Origin of the sequence: Saliniferula longa, from assembly GCF_050789285.1 — a bacterium.
Classification (GTDB): domain Bacteria; phylum Pseudomonadota; class Alphaproteobacteria; order Rhodobacterales; family Rhodobacteraceae; genus CAVPWP01.
The window spans coordinates 36838-61096 of the sequence record NZ_JBOUVX010000002.1 but is presented as its reverse complement, the minus strand read 5'-3'; the positions used below and the strand labels follow the sequence as shown (position 1 = coordinate 61096).

Annotated in this window: 23 protein-coding genes; 17 read left to right on the top strand and 6 right to left on the bottom strand. The window is 67.7% G+C overall.

Translation table 11 applies throughout. The annotated features are described in order from the left end of the window. Positions 1 to 64 precede the first annotated feature (64 nt). Positions 65 to 1240, top strand: a complete 1176-nt coding sequence (locus ACRDNQ_RS06865) for an acetyl-CoA C-acyltransferase family protein (protein WP_431827913.1) — start codon at positions 65 to 67, stop codon at positions 1238 to 1240. Positions 1241 to 1330: 90 nt separating this feature from the next. Then, positions 1331 to 4237 (top strand): ATP-binding protein, encoded by a 2907-nt coding sequence (locus tag ACRDNQ_RS06860; protein ID WP_431827912.1) that lies wholly within the window; start codon positions 1331 to 1333, stop codon positions 4235 to 4237. Here the strand turns inward: ACRDNQ_RS06860 and yaaA are convergent. From yaaA to ACRDNQ_RS06845, 3 genes are all read right to left on the bottom strand, one after another. Next, positions 4201 to 4995, bottom strand: a complete 795-nt coding sequence (gene yaaA, locus ACRDNQ_RS06855) for a peroxide stress protein YaaA (RefSeq protein ID WP_431827911.1) — start codon at positions 4993 to 4995, stop codon at positions 4201 to 4203. The genes ACRDNQ_RS06860 and yaaA overlap by 37 nt on opposite strands. 52 nt (positions 4996 to 5047) lie before the next feature. Continuing rightward, complete coding sequence (recQ, locus tag ACRDNQ_RS06850) at positions 5048 to 7084, bottom strand: DNA helicase RecQ (RefSeq protein WP_431827910.1); 2037 nt, start codon at positions 7082 to 7084, stop codon at positions 5048 to 5050. A 96-nt stretch (positions 7085 to 7180) separates the two neighbouring features. After that, positions 7181 to 7471, bottom strand: coding sequence for a YggT family protein (locus ACRDNQ_RS06845; RefSeq protein WP_431827909.1), 291 nt, complete (start codon positions 7469 to 7471; stop codon positions 7181 to 7183). Between the two features lie 135 nt (positions 7472 to 7606). On the opposite strand from ACRDNQ_RS06845, the gene ACRDNQ_RS06840 reads away from it, so the two are divergent. The 6 genes from ACRDNQ_RS06840 (at position 7607) to arfB (ending at position 12605) form a co-directional block, all read left to right on the top strand. Next, complete coding sequence (locus ACRDNQ_RS06840) at positions 7607 to 8137, top strand: acyl-CoA thioesterase (protein WP_431827908.1); 531 nt, start codon at positions 7607 to 7609, stop codon at positions 8135 to 8137. A 28-nt stretch (positions 8138 to 8165) separates the two neighbouring features. Beyond that, positions 8166 to 9560: an MFS transporter gene (locus ACRDNQ_RS06835; protein WP_431827907.1), complete on the top strand. Its 1395-nt coding sequence runs from the start codon at positions 8166 to 8168 to the stop codon at positions 9558 to 9560. After that, the gene (mepA, locus tag ACRDNQ_RS06830) at positions 9536 to 10396 is read left to right on the top strand and encodes a penicillin-insensitive murein endopeptidase (protein ID WP_431827906.1); all 861 of its coding nucleotides are present in this window, start codon (positions 9536 to 9538) and stop codon (positions 10394 to 10396) included. Before ACRDNQ_RS06835 ends, mepA begins: the two co-directional genes overlap by 25 nt. After that, positions 10372 to 11253, top strand: coding sequence for an esterase-like activity of phytase family protein (locus tag ACRDNQ_RS06825; protein WP_431827905.1), 882 nt, complete (start codon positions 10372 to 10374; stop codon positions 11251 to 11253). Before mepA ends, ACRDNQ_RS06825 begins: the two co-directional genes overlap by 25 nt. Positions 11254 to 11319: 66 nt before the next feature. Further along, on the top strand, positions 11320 to 11940 hold the full coding sequence (locus ACRDNQ_RS06820; protein ID WP_431827904.1) for a queuosine precursor transporter: 621 nt from the start codon (positions 11320 to 11322) through the stop codon (positions 11938 to 11940). A 251-nt stretch (positions 11941 to 12191) separates the two neighbouring features. After that, positions 12192 to 12605, top strand: a complete 414-nt coding sequence (gene arfB, locus ACRDNQ_RS06815) for an alternative ribosome rescue aminoacyl-tRNA hydrolase ArfB (protein WP_431827903.1) — start codon at positions 12192 to 12194, stop codon at positions 12603 to 12605. Here the strand turns inward: arfB and ACRDNQ_RS06810 are convergent. The 3 genes from ACRDNQ_RS06810 to ACRDNQ_RS06800 form a co-directional block, all read right to left on the bottom strand. Beyond that, the gene (locus ACRDNQ_RS06810) at positions 12602 to 13198 is read right to left on the bottom strand and encodes a DUF2238 domain-containing protein (RefSeq protein WP_431827902.1); all 597 of its coding nucleotides are present in this window, start codon (positions 13196 to 13198) and stop codon (positions 12602 to 12604) included. The genes arfB and ACRDNQ_RS06810 overlap by 4 nt on opposite strands. 62 nt (positions 13199 to 13260) lie before the next feature. Further along, positions 13261 to 13854, bottom strand: coding sequence for a DUF308 domain-containing protein (locus tag ACRDNQ_RS06805; RefSeq protein ID WP_431827901.1), 594 nt, complete (start codon positions 13852 to 13854; stop codon positions 13261 to 13263). A gap of 125 nt (positions 13855 to 13979) precedes the next feature. Next, complete coding sequence (locus ACRDNQ_RS06800; RefSeq protein WP_431827900.1) at positions 13980 to 14882, bottom strand: LysR family transcriptional regulator; 903 nt, start codon at positions 14880 to 14882, stop codon at positions 13980 to 13982. Between the two features lie 152 nt (positions 14883 to 15034). Here ACRDNQ_RS06800 and ACRDNQ_RS06795 point away from each other — a divergent pair, with 152 nt between their 5' ends. The 9 genes from ACRDNQ_RS06795 to atzF are packed head-to-tail and all read left to right on the top strand — an operon-like array spanning position 15035 to position 24254. Next, on the top strand, positions 15035 to 16156 hold the full coding sequence (locus ACRDNQ_RS06795; RefSeq protein WP_431827899.1) for a BMP family ABC transporter substrate-binding protein: 1122 nt from the start codon (positions 15035 to 15037) through the stop codon (positions 16154 to 16156). A gap of 34 nt (positions 16157 to 16190) precedes the next feature. After that, positions 16191 to 17285 (top strand): ABC transporter permease, encoded by a 1095-nt coding sequence (locus ACRDNQ_RS06790; RefSeq protein ID WP_431827898.1) that lies wholly within the window; start codon positions 16191 to 16193, stop codon positions 17283 to 17285. Beyond that, positions 17285 to 18208, top strand: a complete 924-nt coding sequence (locus ACRDNQ_RS06785; RefSeq protein ID WP_431827897.1) for an ABC transporter permease — start codon at positions 17285 to 17287, stop codon at positions 18206 to 18208. The genes ACRDNQ_RS06790 and ACRDNQ_RS06785 overlap by 1 nt, the downstream gene beginning before the upstream one ends. A gap of 10 nt (positions 18209 to 18218) precedes the next feature. Then, entirely contained in the window at positions 18219 to 19229 is a 1011-nt protein-coding gene (locus ACRDNQ_RS06780; protein ID WP_431827896.1) for a formamidase, read from the top strand. Continuing rightward, positions 19226 to 19903, top strand: coding sequence for a biuret amidohydrolase (gene biuH, locus ACRDNQ_RS06775; RefSeq protein ID WP_431827895.1), 678 nt, complete (start codon positions 19226 to 19228; stop codon positions 19901 to 19903). The genes ACRDNQ_RS06780 and biuH overlap by 4 nt, the downstream gene beginning before the upstream one ends. Next, positions 19900 to 21429, top strand: a complete 1530-nt coding sequence (locus ACRDNQ_RS06770) for an ABC transporter ATP-binding protein (RefSeq protein ID WP_431827894.1) — start codon at positions 19900 to 19902, stop codon at positions 21427 to 21429. Before biuH ends, ACRDNQ_RS06770 begins: the two co-directional genes overlap by 4 nt. Further along, positions 21429 to 22097 (top strand): cysteine hydrolase family protein, encoded by a 669-nt coding sequence (locus ACRDNQ_RS06765; protein WP_431827893.1) that lies wholly within the window; start codon positions 21429 to 21431, stop codon positions 22095 to 22097. Before ACRDNQ_RS06770 ends, ACRDNQ_RS06765 begins: the two co-directional genes overlap by 1 nt. Then, positions 22090 to 22443 carry a cupin domain-containing protein gene (locus ACRDNQ_RS06760; protein WP_431827892.1) on the top strand — a complete coding sequence of 118 codons (354 nt, stop codon included), beginning with the start codon at positions 22090 to 22092 and terminating at the stop codon, positions 22441 to 22443. Before ACRDNQ_RS06765 ends, ACRDNQ_RS06760 begins: the two co-directional genes overlap by 8 nt. Beyond that, positions 22440 to 24254: an allophanate hydrolase gene (gene atzF, locus ACRDNQ_RS06755; RefSeq protein ID WP_431827891.1), complete on the top strand. Its 1815-nt coding sequence runs from the start codon at positions 22440 to 22442 to the stop codon at positions 24252 to 24254. Before ACRDNQ_RS06760 ends, atzF begins: the two co-directional genes overlap by 4 nt. Positions 24255 to 24259 lie beyond the last annotated feature (5 nt).

The window sequence follows — 24259 nt, the reverse complement described above, 5'->3', positions numbered from 1 at the left end:
TTGGGATGCGCACGCGGTCGCCGACCGCTAGGATGGATGGCGGGATTACAGGAGGGAGGCCCCCATGACCGGCATCGTCATTCTTTCCGGTGCGCGCACCGCGATCGGCAGCTTCGGCGGAGCGCTTGCGGCAACGCCGCCGATCGCGCTGGGCGCCACGGTCTCGCGCGCGGCGATCGCGCGCGCGGGGATCGAGCCAGGCGCGGTGGGTCAGGTCGTCTTCGGACATGTCATCAATACCGAGCCTCGCGACATGTATCTGAGTCGGGCCGCTGCGATGGAGGCCGGCGTGCCCGAGACCGTTCCGGCGATGAACGTCAACCGCTTGTGCGGTTCGGGTGTGCAGGCGATCGTGTCGGTGGTTCAGGCGCTTGAGCTGGGCGATGCCGATTTCGGACTGGCGGGCGGAGCCGAAAGCATGAGCCGATCCCCCTTCATCCTTCCCACCGCGCGCTGGGGCCAGAAGATGGGCGACACGCCGGCGCAGGACATGATGCTGGGGGCGCTCAACTGTCCGTTCGGCACCGGTCATATGGGGGTGACGGCCGAGAACGTGGCCGACGAGCACGGTGTGACGCGCGCGGCGCAGGACGCCTTCGCGCTTGAAAGCCAGGCGCGTGCGGCGCGGGCCATCGCCGAAGGGCGGTTCGCCGCGCAGATCGTGCCGGTCGAGGTGAAGGGCCGGCGCGAGACGATTGCCTTCGACACCGACGAGCATCCTAAAGCGACCACCGCCGAAGCTCTGGCCGGTCTGCGGCCGGCCTTCCGGAAGGACGGGACGGTCACGGCCGGCAACGCGAGCGGGCTGAACGACGGGGCGGGGGCACTGGTTCTGGCGCGCGCCGATGCGGCGCAGGCCCATGGTCTGAAGCCCGGCTTCCGCGTGAGGGGCTATGCCCATGCCGGGGTGCGCCCCGAGGTCATGGGGATCGGGCCCGTGCCCGCCGTCCGCCGCCTGCTGGAGCGGACGGGCCTTGCCGTGGGCGATTTCGACGTGATCGAATCGAACGAGGCTTTCGCCGCGCAGGCCATCGCGGTGAGCCGCGAACTGGGCCTGCCCGACGACAAGGTCAATCCCAATGGCGGGGCCATCGCGCTCGGACATCCCGTGGGGGCCACTGGCGCGATCATCACCATCAAGGCGATGTACGAGCTTGACCGCATCGGCGGCAGCCTTGCGCTGGTGACGATGTGCATCGGCGGAGGGCAGGGCATCGCCCTTGCGATCGAGCGGATCTGACCGAGGGCGGCCGGCCGGACTTAAGGGCTTCTTTACACCCCGCGCGCGATGATCGGCCCGTTCGGACACGGGGCAAAACGGAGGCGCGCGATGGATCTGACCGACCGGCTGGCGGAAGAGCGGCGAGCGCGTCTTGCCGCTGAACGGATGCTCGACCTCAAGCGGGCCGAACTCTATTCGGCCAACGGCGCTATCGCGGCGCATGCGCGGGGTCTTTCCGAAGAAGTCATCGGTCAGCGGCAGGAAGTGGAGGCGGCGCGGCGGCAGGCCGAGACCCTGCGCGACGATTTCGTGGTCGCCCAGCAGCATCTTGCCCGGGCCGAAAGCGCGGTTCAGATCGCCGAACGGCGGCTTTGGGATTCGCTCGAGACCATCCGCGACGGGTTCGCGGTTTTCGATTCGGCGAACATCATGGTGGCGGCGAACCGCGCCTATCTGGCGGCGTTCGACGGGCTCGACATGGTGCGCCCGGGCATCCACACCGACATGCTGCTGGACCTGATGACCGACGAAGGCATCGTCGACACCGAAGGTCTGACGCGGTCGGACTGGCGCGAGATGATGCGCGCGCGCTGGCGACAGGAGGTCATCGAACCGATCGTCCTGCGCCTTTGGAATGGCGAGTTCGTCAAGCTGATCGACCGGCGCACGCGGGACGGCGACATGGTCACGCTTGCGCTCAACATCACTGAGACGATCCGGCGCGAGGCCCAGCTTGAGGATGCGCGCGACAAGGCCGAGGCCGCGAACCGCGCCAAGTCCGCCTTTCTCGCCAACATGAGCCACGAGATCCGCACACCGATGAACGGGGTCGTCGGCATGGCCCAGCTTCTTGAAGAAACCGGGCTGAGCGACGAGCAGCGACTGTATGTCGAGACGATCAAGAACTCGGGCGAGGCGCTTCTGGTCATCATCAACGATATCCTCGACTACTCCAAGATCGAGGCCGAGAAGCTGGACCTGCACCCCGAGCCCTTCGACCTTGAGCGCTGCATCCAGGAGATTGTGACCCTGCTGCTGCCGGCCGCTCAGGACAAGGGCCTGCAGGTCGCCGTCGACTATGACATGTTCCTGCCCACCAACTTCGTGGGCGATCCGGGCCGCGTCCGGCAGATCCTGACGAACCTTGTCGGCAACGCGATCAAGTTCACTGACGCCGGACACGTCTCGATCGCGGTGGTCGGGCTGCCGGCGGACGACGACGGGACGTGGCGCGTGCACGTCACTGTCGAAGACACCGGCATCGGCATCCCGGTGGACCGGCTTGAACACATTTTCGGCGAGTTCAATCGCGTCGACGAGGGAAGTGCCCGGCTGCACGACGGCACCGGCCTTGGTCTGGCCATCACGCGGCGTCTCGTCGGGTTGATGGGCGGCGAGATCTGGGTCGAGTCCGAGCTTGGGCGCGGATCGGGCTTTGGCTTCCACGTGACGATGGCGGCGGCGAAGGGCGCGCTTGACCAGCCCTATCGCGCCCCCGACTGGATGCGGCGGGCGCTTCTGATCGACGCCCCCGGGATCGCGCGCTCGATCACCGAGAAGCAACTGGTCGCCCTGGGGCTTTCGGTCGACGTGGTGGAGCGTTGGGAAGACGCCGTCGATCCTGCCGCGCAGGACGCGGTTTTCGTCGCCGCGGCCCTTGCCCAGGCGCCGGGACTTCCCGAAGCGCTGGTGCAGGGCCGGTGGGCAGTGCCCGGGCAGGGACCGGCGGTCTTCCTTCTGACCGCCTCCCCCAGCGCCAAACCTGCGCCCCCCTTCGAGGTGACGGCCGCGATGGCCCGGCCCTTGATGCGCCGCGAACTCGCGGCGGTGCTTGCGCAGGCCGTCAAGCCCGCCGGCGCGGTCGCGCCGGGCGCGTCACGCGAGGTGCCGCTTTGCGGTGCCGAGGCGGACCCTGCGGCCCGGCAGCCGATCGATGCGGATCGCGCCGAACCTTATCCCGATGGGCCCGAGACCTTGGGGGGCGACGGGCCACGGCAGATGCGGGTGCTGCTGGCCGAGGACAACAAGACCAATCAGTTCGTCTTCTCGAGCATGGTGAAGGCCATGGCGATCGAGCTTGAAATCGTGGGCAATGGTGCCGAAGCGGTGCAAAGCTTCCGCCGCGCCCGCCCCGACCTGATCTTCACCGATATCTCGATGCCGCTCATGGACGGCAAGGAAGCCGCCCGCCGCATTCGCGCGATCGAGGCGGAAGAGGGCCTGCCGCGAACGCCGATCGTGGCGATCACGGCCCATGCGATGGAACATCATGCACGCGAAATTCTTGCGACCGGGGTTGACTACTACCTCACCAAGCCGCTGAAGAAGACCGCGCTTGAGGAATACATCCTTGTGGCCTGCCCGGAAGACGCGCTGCCACCGATCCCCGCGCCCGATCGGCCCACGCCGGGCGTCCTGGATGCGCAGGACGGCGAGGCGGACCTCGGCATCGACGATCGCAGGGCAGGGTCGGGTCCCCGGACAGGCGTCGCGCGGGACCCGGATGGAACGGACTCCGCTCTCATCGATCCTGCCGCTTTAGACGCCTCCGGCCCATGCGCCGAGGCTGCGGAATCTGCGGACGGAACCGCCGCCACCTCGCCCGAGCCAACGCAGGCCTCGAAGCCGTCGGGCGGTTCCGGTGCAAGGGCGCCGCAACGCCCGGCCTTCATGGCACCCGAGCATGCCGAAGTTTCGGCTGACGCCGACACGGCGACCGACCTGGCGACCGAGCGGCCGGACGCCAACCCTTCCGGGCACCCCGTCCCGTCTGTCGAATGGGTAGTAGCCGGGATCGCGACCGGTGCGGAAAGCGAGACAGCCAGGGTGTCAGAGGCGCCGTCTGGCAGGGTGGCCGACGCCCCCGCGACGGGTGACCTGTCCGGCCCCGTCACCCCCGATGCCGGCGCCAAGGCAGGCGGTCTGAGCGACGATATCGCCGAAGGCCCACCTGCGCCTTTGTTGTTCCGCCGCCGAAGCTATGACGCCTCTTTCAGCGCCTCCTCGGCGCCATAGGGCCGCCGGAAGACCGGCGTGTCGGGCGTGCTTGCCACGGGGTCGAAGCGGTAGCCCATCGTGTCGAATTCCTTCAGACCCTCGGGGCTGGTGATCCGACGGTCGATGACGAAGCGCGCCATTGCGCCCCGGGCGCGCTTCGCGAAAAGTCCGATGGTCCGACCCTCGCCGTCGCGGTCCTCGAGGAAGGCGGGGGTCAGGACCCGCACCGTCAGGCGCTTGCGATCGACCGCGCCGAAGTATTCCTGGCTCGCGCAGTTCAGGATCACGTCCGTGCCGATTGCGCCGGCCGCCTCGTTCAAGGCCGTTGCGATCCGGTCCCCCCAGAAGTCGTAAAGCGATGTGCCGCGCCGCGTCTTCAGACGGCTGCCCATCTCGAGCCGGTAGGGCTGGATCGCGTCGCGGGGGCGCAGCAGACCGTAAAGGCCCGAGAGGATGCGCAGATGGTCCTGCGCCCAGTCGAGCGCTTCGCTGTCAAGTGACCGCGCATCGAGGCCGACATATGTGTCGCCGGCGAAGGCGAGGATTGCGGGGCGCGTCGTTTCCGGGTCGGGGTCGGGTGTGAAGGCCCGGAAGCGGTCACGGTTGAGGCGCGCAAGGTCATCTGACAGGCCCATCAACGCCTTCAGATCGCCAAGCGTCAGCTGGCGGGCGTGTCCGGCAAGTCGCGCCGCATCGCGCGGAAAGACGGGTTCGGTGGTCTGAAGCCCCGTTTCGGACCAATCGAGCCGCTTGGCCGGTGACAGAACGATCAGCATCGCGAAGCTCCTTTCCTGTTCCTGCCGCTACCTAATCCGCAAGCCGCGTCGCTCAAGCGTCGCGCAGGACCGCAAGGAAGGCGTCGCCGAACCGTTCGGCACGCCGGTCGCCCAGAAGCGCGCGCAGGCGCGCGGCATCGGCCCGGCCCAGTTCGGCCACACGCGCAAGAAGCGACGCCGAGCACGACAGAGGCTTGTCGCGGCCATCCTCACCCCGCGAAAGCTGCGCCTGGGCATCGACAAGGCGGTCATAGACCGTGCCCGACGCCTGGCCGGCAAGCTTCCGCCGCGCGGGGTGAACCTCGTCCGGGGCCTCGCCCCGGATCACTTCGAGAAAGGCCGCCCCATACCGCTCGAGCTTCGTGGCGCCGACGCCGCCGATCCGGGCCATCTCGTCCAGTGTGCCGGGCCGCCGTTCGGCCATCTCGATCAGAGTGCGGTCGGTGAAGACGACATAGGCGGGCACACGCGCGGCCTCGGCAAAGGCCCGGCGGCGCGCCTTGAGCGCCGCCAGAAGCGGGGCGTCGTCGTCCGAGACGAGGGCCCGCGCGGGGGCAGGGGCCGTGCGCGTGATGGTGTCGCGGCGCAGCGTGACCTGTTCCTCGCCGCGCAGGACCGGACGCGCGGCCTCGGTCATGCGCAGCGCGCCAAGGCGTTCCGGGTCGGGACGCAGAAGGTCGCGCCCCATCATCTGGCGGAAGATCGCCTGCCATTCTGCCCGTGTCGTGGCGCGGCCGACGCCGAAGGTCGGAAGCGCGTCGTGCTGGCGGGCGCGGACCTTGTCGGTCGCCGTGCCTGTCAGGACATCGATGAGGTGCCCGGTCCCGAAGCTTTCGCCGGTTCGCAAGGCCGCCGACAGCGCCATGCGCACGGACTCGGTGGCGTCGAAGGTCTCGGGCGGGCGGTCGCACAGGTCGCAGGCGCCGCAGGGCGGGGGGTCTTCCCCGAAATAGCGCAGAAGGACCGACCTGCGGCAGCCCTGCGCCTCGGCCAGACCCAGAAGCGCGTTGAGACGTCCGTGGTCCGCTGCCTTGCGTTCGGACGGCGCCAGCCCTTCGTCGATTTGCGACCGCCGCAGGCGAATGTCGTCGGGACCATAAAGCGTCAGCGTGTCGGCCGGCGCCCCGTCGCGGCCGGCGCGGCCGATTTCCTGGTAGTAGGCCTCGATCGACTTCGGCAGATCGGCGTGGGCCACCCAGCGCACGTCCGGCTTGTCGACCCCCATGCCGAAAGCAACCGTGGCGACGACGATCAGACCGTCCTCGGACGAAAACCGTTCCTCGACCTCGCGGCGCCTGTCGGGGTCGAGACCGGCATGATAGGCGCAGGCAGGGTGCCCGGCTTCGGCCAGCGCCTGGGCAAGCGTTTCGGTCTTGGCGCGGGTCGCACAATAGACGATGCCCGATTGGCCCCGGCGGGCGGCAGCGAAGGACAGGATCTGCGCGCGCGGGTGATCTTTGACGGCGAAGGCAAGGTGCAGGTTCGGCCGGTCGAAGCCGCGAAGGAAGGTGCGGGGCACCTGCCCGTCGAACAGGCGCGCGACGATCTCGTCCCGCGTCTCGGCGTCCGCGGTGGCGGTGAAGGCGGCCAGCGGCACGCCAAGGGCGCGGCGGACCTTCCCGATCTCGAGGTAATCGGGGCGGAAGTCATGACCCCACTGGCTGACGCAATGCGCCTCGTCGACGGCGATCAGGCTGACGCGCGCGCGTCGCAGAAGCGGCAGGGTGGCGGCGGCCGACAACCGTTCGGGCGCCATGTAGAGCAGCTTGAGTTCGCCCGCGTCGATGGATTCGAACACGGCCTCGATCTCGTGTGGGGTATTGGCCGAGGTCAGCGCCCCCGCCGCGACCCCCACGGCCTGAAGCGCGCGAACCTGGTCGCGCATGAGCGCGATGAGCGGCGACACGACCAGCGTCACCCCGTCGCGCAGAAGCGCGGGCAACTGGTAGCACAGCGACTTGCCGCCGCCGGTGGGCATGATGGCCAGCGTGTTCTCGCCCTGTGTGACGGCATCGACGATCTCGGCCTGTCCGGGCCGGAAATCGTCGAATCCGAAGACGGAGGACAGAAGGTCCCTGCCTGTGGTCATGCGCCTTGTTGGCCTTTGTTCGTTACCGCTCGTTCCCCATGGAGTGTTCCATATGAGGAATCGGTGAACAAGCGCCGAGTTGCGGCTTCGAGCGGCCTATATGCCCACAAGAAGCAGGCGCGGAAGGATGATGTCGCGCAGGGCGATCACGATGAGGAAGGCGACAAGCGGCGCAAGGTCGATCGCGCCGGTGTTGGGCAGCATCCGCCGGATCGGGGCATAGGCGGGTTCGAGAAGCCGGTTCAGTCCGTCCCAGAGCTGCGCGACCAGGGGCTGGCGCAGGTTGAGGACATTGAACGTGATGAGCCAGCTCATCACGATGTGCAGGATCATGATGAAGAACACGACATCGAGGACGAGCTTCAGCAGTTCGTAGATCATCACCATGCGGGGCGGCTCCTTGCTTTGGGGCGATACCTATGACGGGGGCGGCGGGGTGGCAAGGCGCGGGTCTGCCGCAACGTCGCATTTGACGCGGGCGCGCGGCGGCGACAGGTCTTCGCGCAAAAAGGACATCCCGCCGTGTATCCCGTCGTCCGTCTTGCCAAGGAACTGGTCAAGCACCGCAACGCGCCCCCGCTGAAGCTGGGAGAGACGCATGTCTCGCATCATGTCTGCTGGCCGTGGGATATCGACGTCTTCCTCGAGATGAACAACGGCCGAACCCTGACGCTGTTCGACATCGGTCGGATGGTGCTGTTTCAGCGCATGGGCCTGACCGGCACGATGCGCCGTCATGGCCTTGCCGGCACCATCGCCGGGTCGAGCGTGCGCTACCGCCGCCGCGTGCGCGCGTTCGACCGGATCGAGATGCGCAGCCGTGTCGCCGGCTGGGACGAGCGCTTCACCTATGCCGAGCAGTCGATGTGGCGAGACGGCGAATGCACCAGCCACGCCCTTCTTCGCATGGCCGTGACCGACCGGTCAGGGATGGTGCCGACCGCGCGGCTGGCCGGGATCCTGGGAGAGGTGCCCGACCTGCCCCTGCCCGACTGGGTGCGGGCCTGGAGTGACGCGGAATCTCTGCGGCCCTGGCCGCCGATGCCCTTCTGATCTTTCCGTTGCGCGGCCCGTCGACCCGGTGTCTAGTCCCCTCAAGGGGCAGACGAGGGCAGGCATGGCGGCGATCTCGACGCGAAGGCGGATCTGGGGGTGGTTCTTCTTCGACTGGGCAAGCCAGCCCTACAACACGCTGCTTCTGACCTTCATCTTCGGACCCTACGTCAAGGAAGTGCTGGGCGACGGCACCGCGGCGCAATCCGCCTGGGGGTTCGGCATCGGTGCCGCCGGCGTGGTCATCGCCCTTCTTGCCCCGGTCCTTGGCGCGCTGGCCGACACCTCGGGCAGTCGCATGCGCTGGATCTGGATCTTCTCGGCGATGTACGTCGCGGGCAGCGCGGGCGTCTGGCTGGCGGCGCCGGACGACTTCAACCTCTACCTCATCCTGTTCCTGTTCGCGGTGGGCCTCATCGGGATGGAGTTCGCGACGATCTTCACCAACTCGATGCTTCCCGACCTTGGGTCGCGGGACGAGATCGGTCGAATCTCGGGCAATGGCTGGGCCTTCGGCTATGTCGGCGGCCTGATTGCGCTGATCCTGATGCTGGCGTTCTTCGCCGAGGGTCCGAACGGCACCACCATGCTTGGTCAGCCGCCGGCGCTGGGCCTTGACCCCGCCGCGCGCGAAGGAACGCGCTTCGTCGGACCGCTGACGGCGCTGTGGTTCATCGTCTTCATGATCCCCTTTTTCCTTTGGGTGCGCGAGCCCCGGTCGATCCGCCCGCCCAAGGGCGCCGTCATGCTTGCGCTGAAGGGGCTTGCCGGAACGATCCGCAGCCTTCCCGGGACGCCAAGTCTTCTGGCCTATCTCGCTTCGTCGATGTTCTACCGCGACGCCCTGAACGGCATCTATGTCTTCGGCGGCATCTATGCCGCGGGCGTCCTGAACTGGAGCGTCGTCGACACCGGCATCTTCGGCCTGCTCGCCATCGTTCTGGGAGCGGTCTTCGCATGGATCGGCGGCAAGGCCGATGTCGCCTTCGGGCCGAGGCCGGTGATCTCGGCCTCGATCCTTGCGCTTACCGTGGCGGCCCTCGCGACGGTCTTCGTGTCGCGGACAAGCGTCTTCGGCGTGCCGGTCGACGCGGCCTCGCGGCTGCCCGACATCACCTTCTATGCGATCGGAGCCGTCATCGGCGCAGCGGGCGGGGCGCTTCAGTCGGCCAGCCGAACGATGATGGTGCGGCAGGCCAATCCCCACAGGATGACCGAGGCGTTCGGGCTTTACGCGCTGGCGGGCAAGGCGACCTCGTTCCTGGCGCCCCTGTCGATCGGGACGGTGACCTACCTGACGGGAAGCCAGCAACTTGGCGTGACCCCGCTGATCGTCCTGTTCCTTGTGGGGCTGTTTCTGCTACGGTGGGTGAAACCCTACGGAGATCGAGCAGCCGCATGGGACGCACAGCCTTCGCCCTGATCGGGCTTCTTCTGACCCTCGCGCTTCCCGTACAGGCGGCGCCCACGGCCAAGGAACTTTTCGGACGCGAGAAGTCGCCCTCGGCCCACCGATCCGAACCCTTCGGCAGCTATTCGAAAGGCTGCCTTGCCGGCGCGGTGCCGCTGCCGGAAACCGGCCCGACCTGGCAGGCGATGCGCCTGTCGCGCAACCGCAACTGGGGCCATCCGGACACCATCGACTTCCTGCAGCGCCTGTCGGCCTATGCCGCGACGCAGCCGGGATGGAACGGGCTTTACGTGGGCGACATCTCGCAGCCGCGCGGGGGGCCGATGCTGACCGGCCATGCCTCGCACCAGATGGGGCTCGACGCCGACATCTGGATGCTGCCGCCGCAGCGGCTGAACCTCAGCAGGTCCGAGCGCGAGAATCTTTCGTCGATCTCGATGCAGCGGGCGAACGGCGCTTACGTCAATTCAAGCTGGACGGCCGAGCATCACAAGATCGTCCGCGCGGCGGCGAAGGACCCGGCGGTTGCGCGGATCTTCATCTTCCCGGGCGCGAAGGTGCAGATGTGCAACGACGAGAAGGGCGATCGGTCGTGGCTGCGCAAGGTCCGGCCGTGGTGGGGCCATCATTATCACTTCCATGTCCGCCTCAACTGCCCCAGGGGCGCGCGCGCCTGTGTCGAACAGGATACGATTCCGGCCGGTGACGGCTGCGACGAGGCCCGCCAGTGGGTGAACAACATCCTCAACCCGCCGCCGCCCGATCCGAATGCGCCCAAGCCGCAGCCGCGGCGCGAGCTTGTCCTCGCAGATCTGCCCCAGGCATGCGCGCAAGTCCTGTCGCGCTGATCGCCCTTCTTGCCCTGCCCGCCGCGGCCGACGAACTGAGCTTCGTCGGCGCGACCGAATGGGGCTTCGAGGCGGTGAACGGGGTCTCGGGTCTCGAGTTTTCGGACGACGGCAGCCGGTTCTGGGCGGTCACCGACCGGGGATGGTATCTGACCGGGGCGGTCACGCGCACTGGCGACGGGACGCTCGACAAGGTCACCGTCACGCGGATCGCGCCCCTTCTGGGGCAGGACGGTTTTCCAGTCACGGCGCGGCGCGTGGGCGACTGGTCGGATGCCGAAGGGCTGGCCATGCTTCCCGACGGCACCGCCTTTGTCGCGTTCGAGCGCTGGGCCCATGTCTCGCGCTACGACGACCTGCGCGGGCGGGCAAATCCGACGCGGGATCATCCCACGTTCCACGACTATTTCGACAATCGCCAACTCGAGGCGATCGCGGTTGCCCCCGACGGGACGGTCTATGCCTTTCCCGAATCCGTGGGACCGGGCCGAGACGGGTTCCTAGTCTATCGCCTGAACGGCAACGAATGGGACATCGCCGGCAAGATCACCCCGCTTGACGCCTTCGCCCTTGTCGGGGCCGATTACGACGATCAGGGGCGGCTATACCTGCTGGAACGGAAGCTGACCCTCGGGCTGTGGTGGCAGAACCGGATCCGGCGCTTCGAGACCCCTGACGGCATGGGCGAAATCCTTTGGACCAGCCGCCCGGGTGAATTCACCAATCTCGAGGGGATCGCTCTCTGGCGCGACGATCAGGGCCTTCGGATCACGATGGTCTCGGACAACAACCAGCGCCCGAGCGAGCCCACGACCTTCGTCGAATTCCGCTTGACCGCCGAGCCCGCGCAGGAGTAATCGGCGCCGTTCCCGGACGACCCGGGGGCCAAGTCTCCGCGACCTTGTCAAAACGGAACCCGATCCATGTCCCGCCTTCTTCCCGGCATTCTTGCCATGGCTGCCATCGTCGTGGCCTCGAACATCCTTGTGCAGTTCCTTTTCGGCCAATGGCTGACCTGGGGCGCCTTCACCTATCCGCTGGCCTTTCTTGTCACCGACGTGATGAACCGGGTCTATGGGCCGGCGCTGGCGCGCAAGGTCGTCTTCGCGGGTTTCGTGACAGGCGTGATCTGCTCGGTCATCGGCACGCAGATCCAGGGTGAGTTCGGGCCGCTCGTGACCTGGCGCATCGCGGTGGGCTCGGGTCTGGCGTTCCTGACCGCCCAGCTTCTCGACATCGCGATCTTCGACCGGCTGCGGGCGGGTGTCTGGTGGCGCGCGCCCGTCGTCTCGAGCCTGATCGGATCGTCGGTGGACACCGCGCTTTTCTTCACCATCGCCTTCAGCGCGCAATTCGCCTTCCTTGAACCCGGCAACGACGTGTCCTGGGCGAACGAGGCGCTGCCGCTGCTGGGTGCGGGGCCTGTCGTGCCGCTCTGGGTTTCGCTGGCACTGGCGGACTGGGGTGTCAAACTTGCCCTCGCCGTGATCGCCCTTGTGCCGTTTCGCCTCATTGTGCGGCGTCTTGCGGCAGGGGTTGCGTGAAAACCTTTGACAAACACAAGATCTGTGGCACCCTTCCTTCATCGGTCAACTTTTTGAAAGGAGGTGGTCCAGTGTCTAGAGTGATATTGGAGAGAGGTGTCGGAACAGTCAGGAGGACCGAGGCCTGAGGGCAACCCCAAGGGTCGAACTCTCCAGATTGGGCTCCAGTCCCTAACTGGCCCATCTCCCAAGAAACTCGAAGGGCCACCGAACTCCGGTGGCCCTTTTCGATTGGCAGGACCCGAACAGCCATGCGCATCACCGACCAGATCGAGATCGCCGAATGGGAGCTGACCGAGCAGTTCGTGCGCGCCTCGGGCCCCGGCGGGCAGAACGTCAACAAGGTCTCGACCGCGGTCGAGCTGCGCTTCGAGGCTGAGCGCTCGCCCAGCCTGCCCGAGCCGGTCAAGCGGCGGCTGAAGCGGTTGGCCGGGCGGCGCTGGACCAAGGAGGGCGCCGTGGTGATCCAGGTCGATGACACCCGAAGCCAGGCCCGCAACCGCGAGATCGCCCGCGACCGGCTGGCCGAGCTTGTCCGCGCGGCGACCGTCGTGCCCAAGCCGCGGCGTCCGACCAAGCCCACGAAGGGGTCGGTCGAGCGGCGGATCAAGTCGAAGAAGGCGCGGGCCGAGGTGAAGGCGATGCGCGGCCGGATCGACGACTAGCGCCCGCGTAGCCCGATCCAGGTGACCGCGATGACCGCGCCAAGCGCGTTGAACACAAGGTCAAGCGCGGTGTTGATGTAGCCCCCCACGTTGGTGTCGGGCACCAGAAGCACGGCGGTGAACTCGATCATCTCGTTCACTGCGCCAAGGCCCATCGCGGCCAGTGCGGGAAAGGCCAGTGCCGTCGTCGTGCCGCGCGTGTCGGGGAAATGGCGGGTCAGCAGATGGTGCAAGAGCCAGGCCGTCACGCCAAAGCCGAAGGCATGGACGAACTGGTCGTATTTCAGGATCACGCTGTCATCGACCGTGGCGACGGGGACCAGCACCAGGTTGTAAAGGACCGAGCCGTCGACCGGCACACCGCCGCCGGCCATGTGCATCAGCCCCCAAAGCGACAGGCCCCAAAGGATTGCCGGCGGGTATTCGGCCTTGCCGAGCGAAAGGCCGATCAACGCCATCAGTGCGAGCATCGTCAGGACATAGACGATGAATTCGTAGTTACCCTTCGAGAAGAACCAGGCCGTGAAGATCGACACATAGGCGCTGGTGAAAAGCGCGACGGCGATTTCGCTGCGGTTCGGGGCGCGGGTCATGGGTTGACGCTAGGCCCCGCCGGGGGCAGGCGCGTTGACCGCGGTCAAGCGGCGGGCGCCGGTCAGGGGCGGCGGCCACCCTCAAAAAGACGTGTCTTCGCGCCGCGAAACTTCGCGGCCAGGAAGAACATCGTCGCGGCGATCGCGAACGCGGCCAGCGCGATGCCCCAACCGGTCAGGACCAGCCCCGTGCCGGGCCAGATCACAAGAACAAGACCCACCAGCGCCGCCAGCAAACCGGCATTCCGCGCGGCATCGCGGTCCGGATAGGCCTTCGGCATCTGCCACCAGCTGGCAAGGTAGCTTCCCGCCGTCACCAGCGCCCAGACGCCGATCAGGAAGAAGGCAAGCTTCAGCGATGTCGCGGGCAGGATCAGAAGGACAAGGCCCACGATCAGCCCGACGATGCCCGATCCCGTGTCGGCCCGCGCGCCGGCCCGGCCCCGCGCCCCGAAAAGCGTCGCCGCTCCGTCAAGGATCAGGAACACCCCGGCGATCCGAAGAAGAAGCGACAGGCTTTGTTCGGGCCAGAACAGGGCGACAATCCCAAGCGCCAGCGCAAGCGCCCCGCGCAGGGCGTAGGTGCGCGACAGCCCGCGCATCGTCGTCGTGGCCGCGGCGCGCAGTGCCTCGGCCTGCGGGTCGGTGTGGGTCATGCCGGCTTCCCTCTTGGTTGCGGCGCTGTGGCCTGCGACGCCAGTCCGGGCCAAGACTATCAGAGCCCGACCGATCCGGCGAGGGGCGGGTCGCCTGCGTCGTCGAGCGGTTGACCGTGTCCGCCTCAATCCGCGATGTGGTCGATCTCGCGCTCGAGAAGTGCTGCGAACTTGGCGGCCGCCACCGGAAGGGTGCGGCTGCGCAGCTGGCACAGGTAAAGGCGCCCCGCCGGCACGTCGCGGGTGTCGAGTGGACGCGAGACAAGCGCCCGATGCCCGTCGCCGGGCGGCAACCCGATCGGGATCTGGAAACTGATGATCTGCTCCTGTCGCGGGTAGTGGCGCAGGAAGTCGAAGCTGTCGGCCTCGACCATCGTCTGAAGCTCGATCGAGGTGCGGACAAGGGCAAGGTCGATCAGGTGGCGCACCCCGTAGACCGTGGTGGGAAGCGCCACCGGAAAGCGGGCGCAGTCCCTCAGGCGGATCGTCGACTGGCCCGCCAGCGGGTGGTCGGGCGCCATGACCGCGTGGATGCTTTGCCGCGCGCTGGCCAGAAGCTGCACCTCGGACAGGCGGACGGGCTCGAAGATCAGGGCAAGGTCGGCGCTGTGATCGGCCAGGGCCGACTCGGCCGCCGCGCGGTCGCGAACCCGCACGCCGAAGCTTACGCCGCGGTGTTCGCGCCGGTACCGGCCGATCTGCTCGGGCAGGAAGTAGGGCAGGAAGGCCTGCGAACAGGCGATGGCCACATGTCCGCGCCGTTCGCCGCGCAGATCGGCGATCTGGCCCTTGAGCTTCTCGAAATCGGCCGCCTGGCTGCGCAGGTGGTGGATCAGCAATTCGCCCGCCGTGGACAGGCGGACCCCCCTTGGCAGGCGTTCGAAGATCGGCACACCAAGCTCTTCTTCCAGCGCAAGAAGCCGCCGGTTGAGGGCCGTCGACGTGATGGCCAGACCTTCGGCGGCCTTGCGGATCGACCCGGCGCGGGCGATGGCGTCGACGAACTGGAGCGGCAGAAGGCTGCGCATCGGTGTCTCCGTTTAACTGCTGCAAGAAATGCAGCGGTTCAGTGCAATCTTAGCAGGAGACAGCAGCGGTTCAATCTGGTGAGCGTGGGGTCAGACGAATCCGCCGCACCGGCGCCGCACCGACGGCGCCCCATTCCTCGGAGCTTTCCGCAATGATCCTGACGACGCCCGCCCTCAATCGCCGCCGCTTCCTGTCGGGCACCGCCGCCCTTGGCGCCGCAGCCGCCCTTGGCCTGCCCGGCATGGCCCGCGCGCAGGCACCGCTGACCATCGGTTTCATCTACGTCGGCCCCCGCGACGATTTCGGCTACAACCAGGCCCATGCGGAAGGCGCCGCCGCCGTGAAGGCGATGGAGGGCGTCACGGTCGTCGAGGAAGAGAATGTCGCCGAAACGATCGACGTCCAGAAGTCCATGGAATCCATGATCAACCTGGACGGGGCCTCGCTGATCTTCCCGACCTCGTTCGGCTACTTCAACCCGCATATTCTGGAACTGGCGCCGAAGTACCCCGATGTCCGCTTCCAGCATGCGGCCGGCCTGTGGACCGACGGCATGCCCACGAACGTGGGCAGCTACTTCGGCTACATCGGCATGGGCCAGTACCTGAACGGCATCGTCGCCGGGCACATGAGCCAGACCAAGAAGATCGGCTTCGTGGCGGCGAAACCCATCCCGCAGGTGCTGCTGAACATCAACTCGTTCCTGCTTGGCGCGCGCGCCGTGGACCCCACGATCACCTGCCAGGTGATCTTCACCGGCGAATGGTCGCTGGCCGTGAAAGAGGCCGAGGCGACCAATGCGCTGGCGGACGCGGGCTGCGACGTCATCACCTGCCATGTCGACGGGCCGAAGGTTGTGATGGAAACCGCCGCCGGGCGCGGGTGCTACATCTGCGGCTACCATGCCGATCAGTCGGCGCTTGCCCCCGAGAAGTACCTGACCGGGGCCGAATGGAACTGGGCCGGCGTCTACACCGGGATGGTCCAGACCGTGCTGGACGGCGGCACCATTCCGAACTTCGTGCGGGGCGGCCTGGCGGACGGCTTCATCAAGATGTCGCCGCTTGGCCCCGCCGTGACCGACGCCGCGCGCGCCCAGTTCGAGGCCACGAAAGCCGAGATCATGGCGGGTGGCTTCTCGGTCATCAGGGGTCCGCTCAACGACAACGCCGGCAACGCGCTTCTGGCCGCAGGCGAGGCGCTGGTCGAAACCGACATCGCGCTTGAAAGCATGGACTACCTTGTCGAGGGCGTGATCGGCTCGACGTCCTGAGTTCGGGCAGGGACCCAGGGGGCCAGAGGCGGACATGGCAGAACAGGCGATCATCGGCCGGCCGGAGGGCGTGTTTCTCCCCGCGCTTGCCCGGCGGGCCGAGCCTGTCGTCATCCCGCTTCTGGCCCTTCTGGCGGGCCTTGCCGCCTTCGGGCTGTTCCTTCTGACCCAGGGCAAGTCACCCGCGCAGTTCTTTTCGCTGGTCTGGCAGGGCGGTTTCGGATCGGCGTTCTCCTGGCAGAACACGTTGTCGCGCACCGCGCCCCTTCTCTTCGCCGCGCTTTGCGTCGCGCTGCCCGCGCGTCTAGGTCTTGTGGTGATCGGCGGCGAAGGGGCGATCGTTCTTGGGGGCGTCGCCGCGGGCGCACTGGGCGTGGTCCTGTCGGGCGCACCCGCCGCTGTCGCGTTGCCGCTGATGGGACTTGGCGCGATGCTGGTCGGTGCGGTCTGGATCGGCGCCGCCGGGGCGCTGCGTCACTATCGCGGCGTGAACGAAACGATCTCGTCCCTGCTTCTGGCGTACATCGCCATCGCGCTGATGAACCACCTCATCGAAGGACCGCTGCGCGATCCCTCGAGCCTCAACAAGCCCTCGACCGCGCTCCTGCCCGAGACGCTGCGGATCGGGGGCATACCCGGTCTCGATGTTCACTGGGGCCTTGCCTTCGGCGTTCTGGCCTGCGTGATCTCGTGGGTGCTGATCGACCGGACCACCTGGGGGTTCGCGGCGCGCATCGCCGGCGGCAACGTGCGGGCGGCGCAGGTGCAGGGTCTGCCGGTGGGCCGGCTGATCCTTGGCTTCACCGGACTTGCCGGCGCCTTCGCCGGACTGGCCGGGTTGTTCGAGGTCGGCGCGGTGCATGGATCGGCCAACGGGTCGCTCGCCTCGGGCTATGGCTACACGGGCATCCTTGTGGCCTTTCTTGCCCGGCACAATCCGCTGGTCATCATCCCGGTCGCGATCCTGCTTGCGGGGTTCGAGGCCTCGTCAGGCCTGATCCAGCGGCGTATGGACCTGCCTGACGCCACCGTGCTTGTCCTTCAGGGCTTCGTCTTCATCGCGATCCTGATGTCCGACGCGCTGTACGGACGGCTCAAGCCGTTCGTCCCCGAAAAGTGGAGGCGCTGATGGAGGGGGATCTCGGGCTCTGGTCGATCCTTGTCGCCATCGTCGGCGGGGCGATCCGCGTTTCCACGCCGTTCCTGTTCGTCAGCCTGGGCGAGTTGCTGACCGAACGGTCGGGCCGCATCAACCTTGGCCTCGAGGGCACGCTCGTCTTCGGCGCCATGTCGGGCTACGCGTTCGCCTACCTCACCGGGTCGGCCTGGGTGGGGGTCGGCGCGGCGGCGGTGGCGGGTGCTGCCTTCGGACTGCTGCACGGGGTCATCTGTTCGATCCCGTGCGTCAACGACATCGCGATCGGGATCGCGATGATGCTGTTCGGGTTGGGCATGGCCTTCTACTTCGGCAAGCCCTTCATCCAGCCTGTCGCGCCCGACCTTCCGTCGATCTCTTTCGGCTGGTGGTCCGACATCCCGCAGGTTCAGGCGGCGCTGAACGTCAACGTGCTGTTCCTGATCGGCCTTGTCCTTGCGGTGGCGATCGCCTGGATGTTGCGCACGACGCGGGTCGGCCTGATCCTGCGCGTCGTGGGCGATTCCACCGATGCCGCCCGCGCCATGGGTCTGCGGCCGGTGCCGATCCGCATCGCCGCGACGGCGGCGGGCGGCGCGCTGGCGGGGATCGGCGGGGCCTACCTTTCGCTTTACTATCCCGGCAGCTGGAACGAAGGGATCTCGTCCGGGCAGGGCCTGATGGCCGTGGCCCTCGTGATCTTCGCGCGCTGGAACCCGATCGCCTGCATCTGGGCGGCGCTTCTGTTCGGCGGCGCGGGCGCGCTGGGCCCGGCGCTGCAATCGGTGGGCGTTACCTCGGGCTACTACCTCTTCTACGCCGCGCCCTACGTCCTGACGCTTGGGCTGCTCATCGCCACGTCATCGCCCAACCGCGCCATGGCCGGCGCGCCGGGCGAGCTTTCGATCACCAAATAGGAAGGCATCCATGAACGGACTCGGAGGGCTGAACAAGTCGCAGAACGGCGTCGTCATCGGTCTGGTGCAACTGCAACTGCCGGTGGTCGCGACGCCCGAAGATCTTGCACGCCAGACGGCGCGGATTGTCGAACTTGTCGGCAAGGCCCGGCGCAACATGGCCACGATGGACCTTGTGGTATTCCCCGAATACGCGCTGCACGGCCTGTCGATGGACACGAACCCCGCCATCATGTGCCGTATCGACGGACCCGAGGTCGCGGCCTTCCGGGCGGCCTGCCGCGAGAACCGCATCTGGGGCTGCTTTTCGATCATGGAACTGAACCCTGGCGGCAACCCCTGGAACACGGGGATCGTGATCGACGACACGGGCGAGTTGCGGCTTTATTACCGCAAGCTCCACCCCTGGGTCCCGGTCGAACCGTGGGAGCCCGGCGATCTGGGCATCCCGGTGATCGAGGGGCCGAAGGGCTGCAAGCTGTCGCTGATCATCTGCCACGACGGCATGTTCCCCGAGATGGCGCGCGAGGCCGCCTACAAAGGGGCCGAGATCATGCTGCGCACCGCCGGCTACACCGCGCCCATCCGCGAGGCCTGGCGCTTTACCAACCAGTCGAACAGCTTCTGCAACCTGATGGTCACGGCGAACGTCTGCATGTGCGGATCGGACGGCACGTTCGACAGCATGGGCGAAGCGATGATCGTGAACTTCGACGGCGCGGTCCTGGCCCATGGCACCACCGGGCGCGCCGACGAGATCATCACCGCCGAGGTGCGGCCCGATCTGGTGCGCGAGGCGCGCGCGGGTTGGGGCGTCGAGAACAACATCTACCAGCTGGGACATCGCGGCTTCACCGCCGTGAAGGGCGGCGCGCAGGACTGCCCCTATACCTTCATGCAGGATCTCGTGGCCGGGCAATACCGCCTGCCCTGGGAGGACGAGGTGCGCGTGACCGACGGCACCACCTGCGGCTTTCCCGCGCCGACCCGGGTTTACGGCCGCAAGGAGGCCGCCGAATGACCACGCTTGCCGCCAATCCCTATGCCTGGCCCTGGAACGGAGATCTGCGCCCCGAGAACACCGCGCTGATCATCATCGACATGCAGACGGATTTCTGTGGCACCGGCGGATACGTCGACATGATGGGCTATGACCTGTCGATGACGCAGGCACCGATCGGGCCGATCAAGGCGGTGCTGACGGCGATGCGGGCGAAGGGCTACCCCATCATCCACACCCGCGAAGGCCACCGGCCCGACCTTGCCGACCTGCCCGCGAACAAGCGCTGGAGAAGTCAGCAGATCGGTGCGGGCATCGGCGACCCCGGGCCCTGCGGCAAGATCCTGGTCCGTGGCGAACCGGGCTGGGACATCATCCCCGACCTTTATCCCGAACCCGGCGAGGTCATCATCGACAAGCCGGGCAAGGGCAGCTTTTGCGCCACCGACCTCGAGCTGATCCTGCGCACGCGCGGCATCGACAATCTGATCCTGACGGGCATCACCACCGATGTCTGCGTCTCGACCACGATGCGCGAGGCAAACGACCGCGGTTTCGAATGCCTCGTGCTGTCCGATTGCTGCGGCGCGACCGACCGCGGCAATCACGAGGCTGCGCTGAAGATGGTGACGATGCAGGGCGGGGTCTTCGGTGCCTTGTCGGACAGCGCGACGTTGATCGCGGCGCTGCCATGAGTTCGCCGGGCGAACACCCGAACGGCGCGCTTGGCGTCGAGACGCTTGGCATGACCATGCGCTTCGGCGGCTTCACCGCGCTCGACGACGTGTCGATCCGCGTCCATCCGGGAAGCTTCCATGCGCTTCTGGGCGAGAACGGGGCAGGCAAGTCGACGCTCGTCAAATGCATGATGGGGTTCTACCACGCGACTTCCGGGCAAATGCTCGTGGGCGGGCATGAGGCCCTGGTGCGCGACCCGCGCGACGCCCATGCCCTGGGCCTTGGGATGGTCTATCAGCATTTCACGCTGGTCCCGTCGCTGACGGCCGCCGAGAACCTTGTGATCAGCCGCCGCGACACGCCCGCCGTCATCGACTGGGCGGCCGAGCGCGCGGCGCTTGCGGCCTTCATGGACCGGATGCCGTTCCGTGTGCCGCTTGACCTTCCGGTCGAACGGCTGTCGGCGGGCGAAAGACAGAAGCTCGAGATCCTCAAGCAGCTTTACCTCGGGCGGCGCTTCCTGATCCTCGACGAGCCGACCAGCGTGCTGACGCCCGACGAGGCCGACGAGGTGCTTGGCCATGTCCGCGCCATGTGCCGGGCGGGCGAGATCAGCGTGCTGATGATCACCCACAAGTTCCGCGAAGTGACCGCCTTCGCCGACGAGGTGTCGGTTCTGCGCCGCGGCCGCCATGTGGGTTCGGGCCAGGTGTCCGATCTCGATCACGCAGACATGGCCGCGATGATGATCGGCGCGGAGGCCGCCCGGGCGCCTGCCGCGCGGACCGGCAAGGCAGGCGCGCCGGTGCTTGAGCTTTCGGGTCTGCGCGCGCGTGACCGCTCGGGGCTGAAGGAGATCGCGATCGACGGCCTGACCGTCCGCGCCGGCGAGGTCGTGGGCATCGCCGGCATCTCGGGCAACGGTCAGGTCGAGCTGATGGAGATTTTGACGGGACAGCGCCCCGCCGAAGCCGGGACGATCCGGGTGAAGGGTGCGCCCTACCGCGCAACCCGGGACGAGGCGCACGCGCTTGCCGTGCGCTTCCTGCCCGAGGAGCCCCTGCGCAACGCCTGCGCCGGCCGGATGAGCGTGACCGAGAACATCGCCTTCCGCACGTTCGACCTGAACGGGTCGGGCCGCCGCTTCTGGCTTTCGGGACGCGAGATGCGCGAGCGGGCCGAACGACTGGTCGCGTCGTTCAAGGTCAAGGCGGCCTCGCTTGACGCGCCCATCGCCGCGCTTTCGGGCGGGAACGTCCAGCGCGCGGTGCTGGCCCGCGAGCTGACCGGCAACGTGAGCCTTCTGGTGATTTCAAACCCCTGCTTCGGCCTTGATTTCTCGGCCGTGGCCGAGATCCGCGCACGGATCATGGCGGCGCGCAACGCGGGCGCCGCGATCCTTCTGATGAGCGAGGATCTGGACGAAGTGATGGAGCTTTCCGACCGAATCCTCGTGATGTCAGAAGGGCGCATCGCTTTCGAGGCGCCGGCCGGTGCCGCCAGTCTGGCCGAGATCGGCCACCACATGGGGGGACACGCCTGATGGCGCGGATCGATGGGGCACTGCCCTTCGCCTTCACCTTCGATCCGGCCCGCACGGCGCTGATCGTGATCGACATGCAGCGGGACTTCATCGAGGACGGGGGCTTTGGCGCCTCGTTGGGCAACGATGTGCGGCCCCTTCAGGCGATCGTGCCCACGGTCGCGCGTCTGCTCGACGGTGCGCGCTCGGCGGGGATGCCGGTGATCCACACCCGCGAATGCCATCTGCCGGACTTGTCGGACTGCCCGCCGGCCAAGCGCCTGCGCGGCAAGCCATCGGCGCGGATCGGTGATGCCGGGCCGATGGGCCGGATCCTGATCGCGGGCGAGCCCGGCGCCGAGATCGTGCCCGACCTTCTGCCCTTGGGCGGCGAGACGGTGATCGACAAGCCCGGCAAAGGCGCCTTCCATGCCACCCCGCTGATGGAGGTGCTGTCGGGTCTTGGGGTGACCACGCTTCTCTTCGCGGGCGTCACCACCGAAGTCTGCGTGCAGACCACCATGCGCGAAGCCAACGACCGCGGCTTCGACTGCCTGCTGGTCGAAGATGCGACCGAAAGCTACTTTCCCGAATTCAAGGCCGCGACGCTGGCCATGGTGCGGGCGCAGGGCGCCATCGTTGGCTGGACCGCGACCACCGACGAGGTTCGGAGGGCGCTGGGTGCCTGAGCCGCTTCACCTGCCCGACCTTCTGAGCGGCGGCTGGCGCGACGCCCCCTTCGCCCCCTTCCGCGAGGGCGTCGATATCGCGCGCCTGCACGATGGTCCGCCGGCGGTGGCGCTTTTGCGCTATGCGCCAGGGGCGGGGGTGCCCGCGCATTACCACCGCGGGCTCGAGACGATCCTGGTGCTGGAAGGCACGCAGTCGGACGATCGGGGAACCTACGCTGAGGGGGCCCTGATCCTGAACCCCGAAGGCACGTCGCACCGGGTCTGGTCCGACGATGGCTGTGTCGTCCTGATCCAGTGGACCCTTCCCGTGGAATTCCTCAGCGACAGGCCTCAGGACACATGACGCTTCCCGATCCCGCGCACCTGTCCTTCGACATCGCCGCCCTGCACGCTGCCTATGCCGCAGGCTTGTCGCCCGAAGCCGTGATCGCCGAGGCCTATCGGCGCCTCGACGCGGCGGCCGACCCGGCGATCTTCATCACCCAGCGCCCCGAGGCCGAGGCAATGGCCGAGGCGGCAGCGCTTCCGCCGTTCGAACCCGACGCCTTCCCGCTTTGGGGCGTGCCCTTCGCAGTGAAGGACAACATCGACGTGGGCGGCCTGCCGACGACGGCGGCCTGCCCGGCCTTCGCCCATGTCCCAGCCGCCGATGCCTTCGTCGTGGCCCGGCTTCGGGCCGCGGGCGCGATTCCCATCGGCAAGACCAACCTCGACCAGTTCGCGACCGGCCTTGTCGGGGTGCGCTCGCCCTACGGGGTGCCGCGCAACGCGATCGATCCGAAGATCGTGCCGGGCGGGTCGTCCTCGGGGTCGGGGGTGGCGGTGGCCCGGGGAATCGTGTCCTTCGCGCTTGGTACCGATACGGCCGGGTCGGGGCGTGTCCCTGCAGCGCTGAACAACATCGTGGGTCTGAAGCCGTCGCTTGGGGCGCTGTCCGCGACCGGAGTCGTCCCGGCCTGCCGGACGCTCGACACGATTTCGGTTTTCGCGCTGACCGTGCCCGATGCCTGGACGGCGTTCCGCGCCGCCTGTGCCTTCGACGCGGGCGATGCCTATTCCCGGGCGCTTCCGGCGCCGCCCCTTGTCGCGCCGCCCCCGATTCTGACGGTGGCCGTGCCCGATGGACAGAGCCGCGAATTCTTCGGCGACACCGCGCAGGCCGTGAGTTTCGATGCCGCGCTTGCGCGCCTTGCCGCGCTTGGCGCGCGGATCGTCGAGATCGATTTCACGCCCTTCTTCGACGTGGCGCGGATGCTTTACGAAGGCGCCTGGGTGGCCGAGCGGATGACCGTGGTCGAGGATCTGATGCGCCGCGACCCCTCGGCAGTGCATCCCGTGACGGCCCGCATCATCGGCGCGGCCGACGGACTGTCGGCGGCGGATGCTTTCCGGGGCATCTACCGCCTTGCCGATCTGCGGCGTCGGGCCGAAGGCCTGATGGCGGGGGCCGATCTTCTGTGCGTGCCTTCGATCCCCACCTTCTACGGCCTTGCAGATCTTGACGCCGATCCGGTCGGGCCGAACAGCCGGCTTGGAACCTACACGAATTTCGTTAACCTGATGGACCTGTGCGGGATCGCCGTCCCGACCGGGCCAAGGGTCGACGGGCGGCCTGGTAGCGTCACCCTTCTGGCGCGGGCCGGGCACGATGCCCTTGCGGCCGGGCTGGCGCAGCGCTTGCACGCGGCGGCCGCGCCCGCCCTTGGGGCAACCGGTCATCCCTTGCGGGCCGCGCCGGATCTCCCTGCGGACGCCTTGGCTGATGAAGCCACGATCGCCCTTGTGGGGGCGCACATGTCCGGTCTGCCCCTGAATGGTCAGATCACCGCGCTGGGCGGGCGGTTCCTTCAGGCAGCGTCGACATCGGCCGACTACCGGCTTTTCGCCCTGGCGGGTGGGCCGCCGGAACGCCCGGGCCTGTTGCGAGTCCCGCAGGGCGGGGCATCGATCGCATTGGAACTCTGGGCACTGCCCAAAGGTGGCTTCGGGGCGCTCCTGCGCCAGATCCCCATGCCGCTTGGCCTTGGCCGGGTGCGCCTGACGGACGGGCGCGAGGTGACGGGTTTTCTGGTCGAGTCCGCGGGCATCGACGGTGCGCGGGACATCACGGACCACGGCGGCTGGCGCGTCTATCTGGCCTCACGCGCGGGCTGACCGGG

Bases quoted from the DNA above. Each gene is read 5' to 3' on its own strand.
- mepA (WP_431827906.1), top strand. From the start codon at position 9,536: ATGGGACGCACAGCCTTCGCCCTGATCGGGCTTCTTCTGACCCTCGCG.
- yaaA (WP_431827911.1), bottom strand. From the start codon at position 4,995: ATGCTGATCGTTCTGTCACCGGCCAAGCGGCTCGATTGGTCCGAAACG.
- arfB (WP_431827903.1), top strand. From the start codon at position 12,192: ATGCGCATCACCGACCAGATCGAGATCGCCGAATGGGAGCTGACCGAG.
- ACRDNQ_RS06865 (WP_431827913.1), top strand. From the start codon at position 65: ATGACCGGCATCGTCATTCTTTCCGGTGCGCGCACCGCGATCGGCAGC.
- atzF (WP_431827891.1), top strand. From the start codon at position 22,440: ATGACGCTTCCCGATCCCGCGCACCTGTCCTTCGACATCGCCGCCCTG.
- ACRDNQ_RS06805 (WP_431827901.1), bottom strand. From the start codon at position 13,854: ATGACCCACACCGACCCGCAGGCCGAGGCACTGCGCGCCGCGGCCACG.
- ACRDNQ_RS06785 (WP_431827897.1), top strand. From the start codon at position 17,285: ATGGAGGGGGATCTCGGGCTCTGGTCGATCCTTGTCGCCATCGTCGGC.
- ACRDNQ_RS06810 (WP_431827902.1), bottom strand. From the start codon at position 13,198: ATGACCCGCGCCCCGAACCGCAGCGAAATCGCCGTCGCGCTTTTCACC.
- ACRDNQ_RS06770 (WP_431827894.1), top strand. From the start codon at position 19,900: ATGAGTTCGCCGGGCGAACACCCGAACGGCGCGCTTGGCGTCGAGACG.
- ACRDNQ_RS06765 (WP_431827893.1), top strand. From the start codon at position 21,429: ATGGCGCGGATCGATGGGGCACTGCCCTTCGCCTTCACCTTCGATCCG.
- recQ (WP_431827910.1), bottom strand. From the start codon at position 7,084: ATGACCACAGGCAGGGACCTTCTGTCCTCCGTCTTCGGATTCGACGAT.
- ACRDNQ_RS06780 (WP_431827896.1), top strand. From the start codon at position 18,219: ATGAACGGACTCGGAGGGCTGAACAAGTCGCAGAACGGCGTCGTCATC.
- ACRDNQ_RS06825 (WP_431827905.1), top strand. From the start codon at position 10,372: ATGCGCGCAAGTCCTGTCGCGCTGATCGCCCTTCTTGCCCTGCCCGCC.
- biuH (WP_431827895.1), top strand. From the start codon at position 19,226: ATGACCACGCTTGCCGCCAATCCCTATGCCTGGCCCTGGAACGGAGAT.
- ACRDNQ_RS06795 (WP_431827899.1), top strand. From the start codon at position 15,035: ATGATCCTGACGACGCCCGCCCTCAATCGCCGCCGCTTCCTGTCGGGC.
- ACRDNQ_RS06845 (WP_431827909.1), bottom strand. From the start codon at position 7,471: ATGGTGATGATCTACGAACTGCTGAAGCTCGTCCTCGATGTCGTGTTC.
- ACRDNQ_RS06790 (WP_431827898.1), top strand. From the start codon at position 16,191: ATGGCAGAACAGGCGATCATCGGCCGGCCGGAGGGCGTGTTTCTCCCC.
- ACRDNQ_RS06800 (WP_431827900.1), bottom strand. From the start codon at position 14,882: ATGCGCAGCCTTCTGCCGCTCCAGTTCGTCGACGCCATCGCCCGCGCC.
- ACRDNQ_RS06860 (WP_431827912.1), top strand. From the start codon at position 1,331: ATGGATCTGACCGACCGGCTGGCGGAAGAGCGGCGAGCGCGTCTTGCC.
- ACRDNQ_RS06820 (WP_431827904.1), top strand. From the start codon at position 11,320: ATGTCCCGCCTTCTTCCCGGCATTCTTGCCATGGCTGCCATCGTCGTG.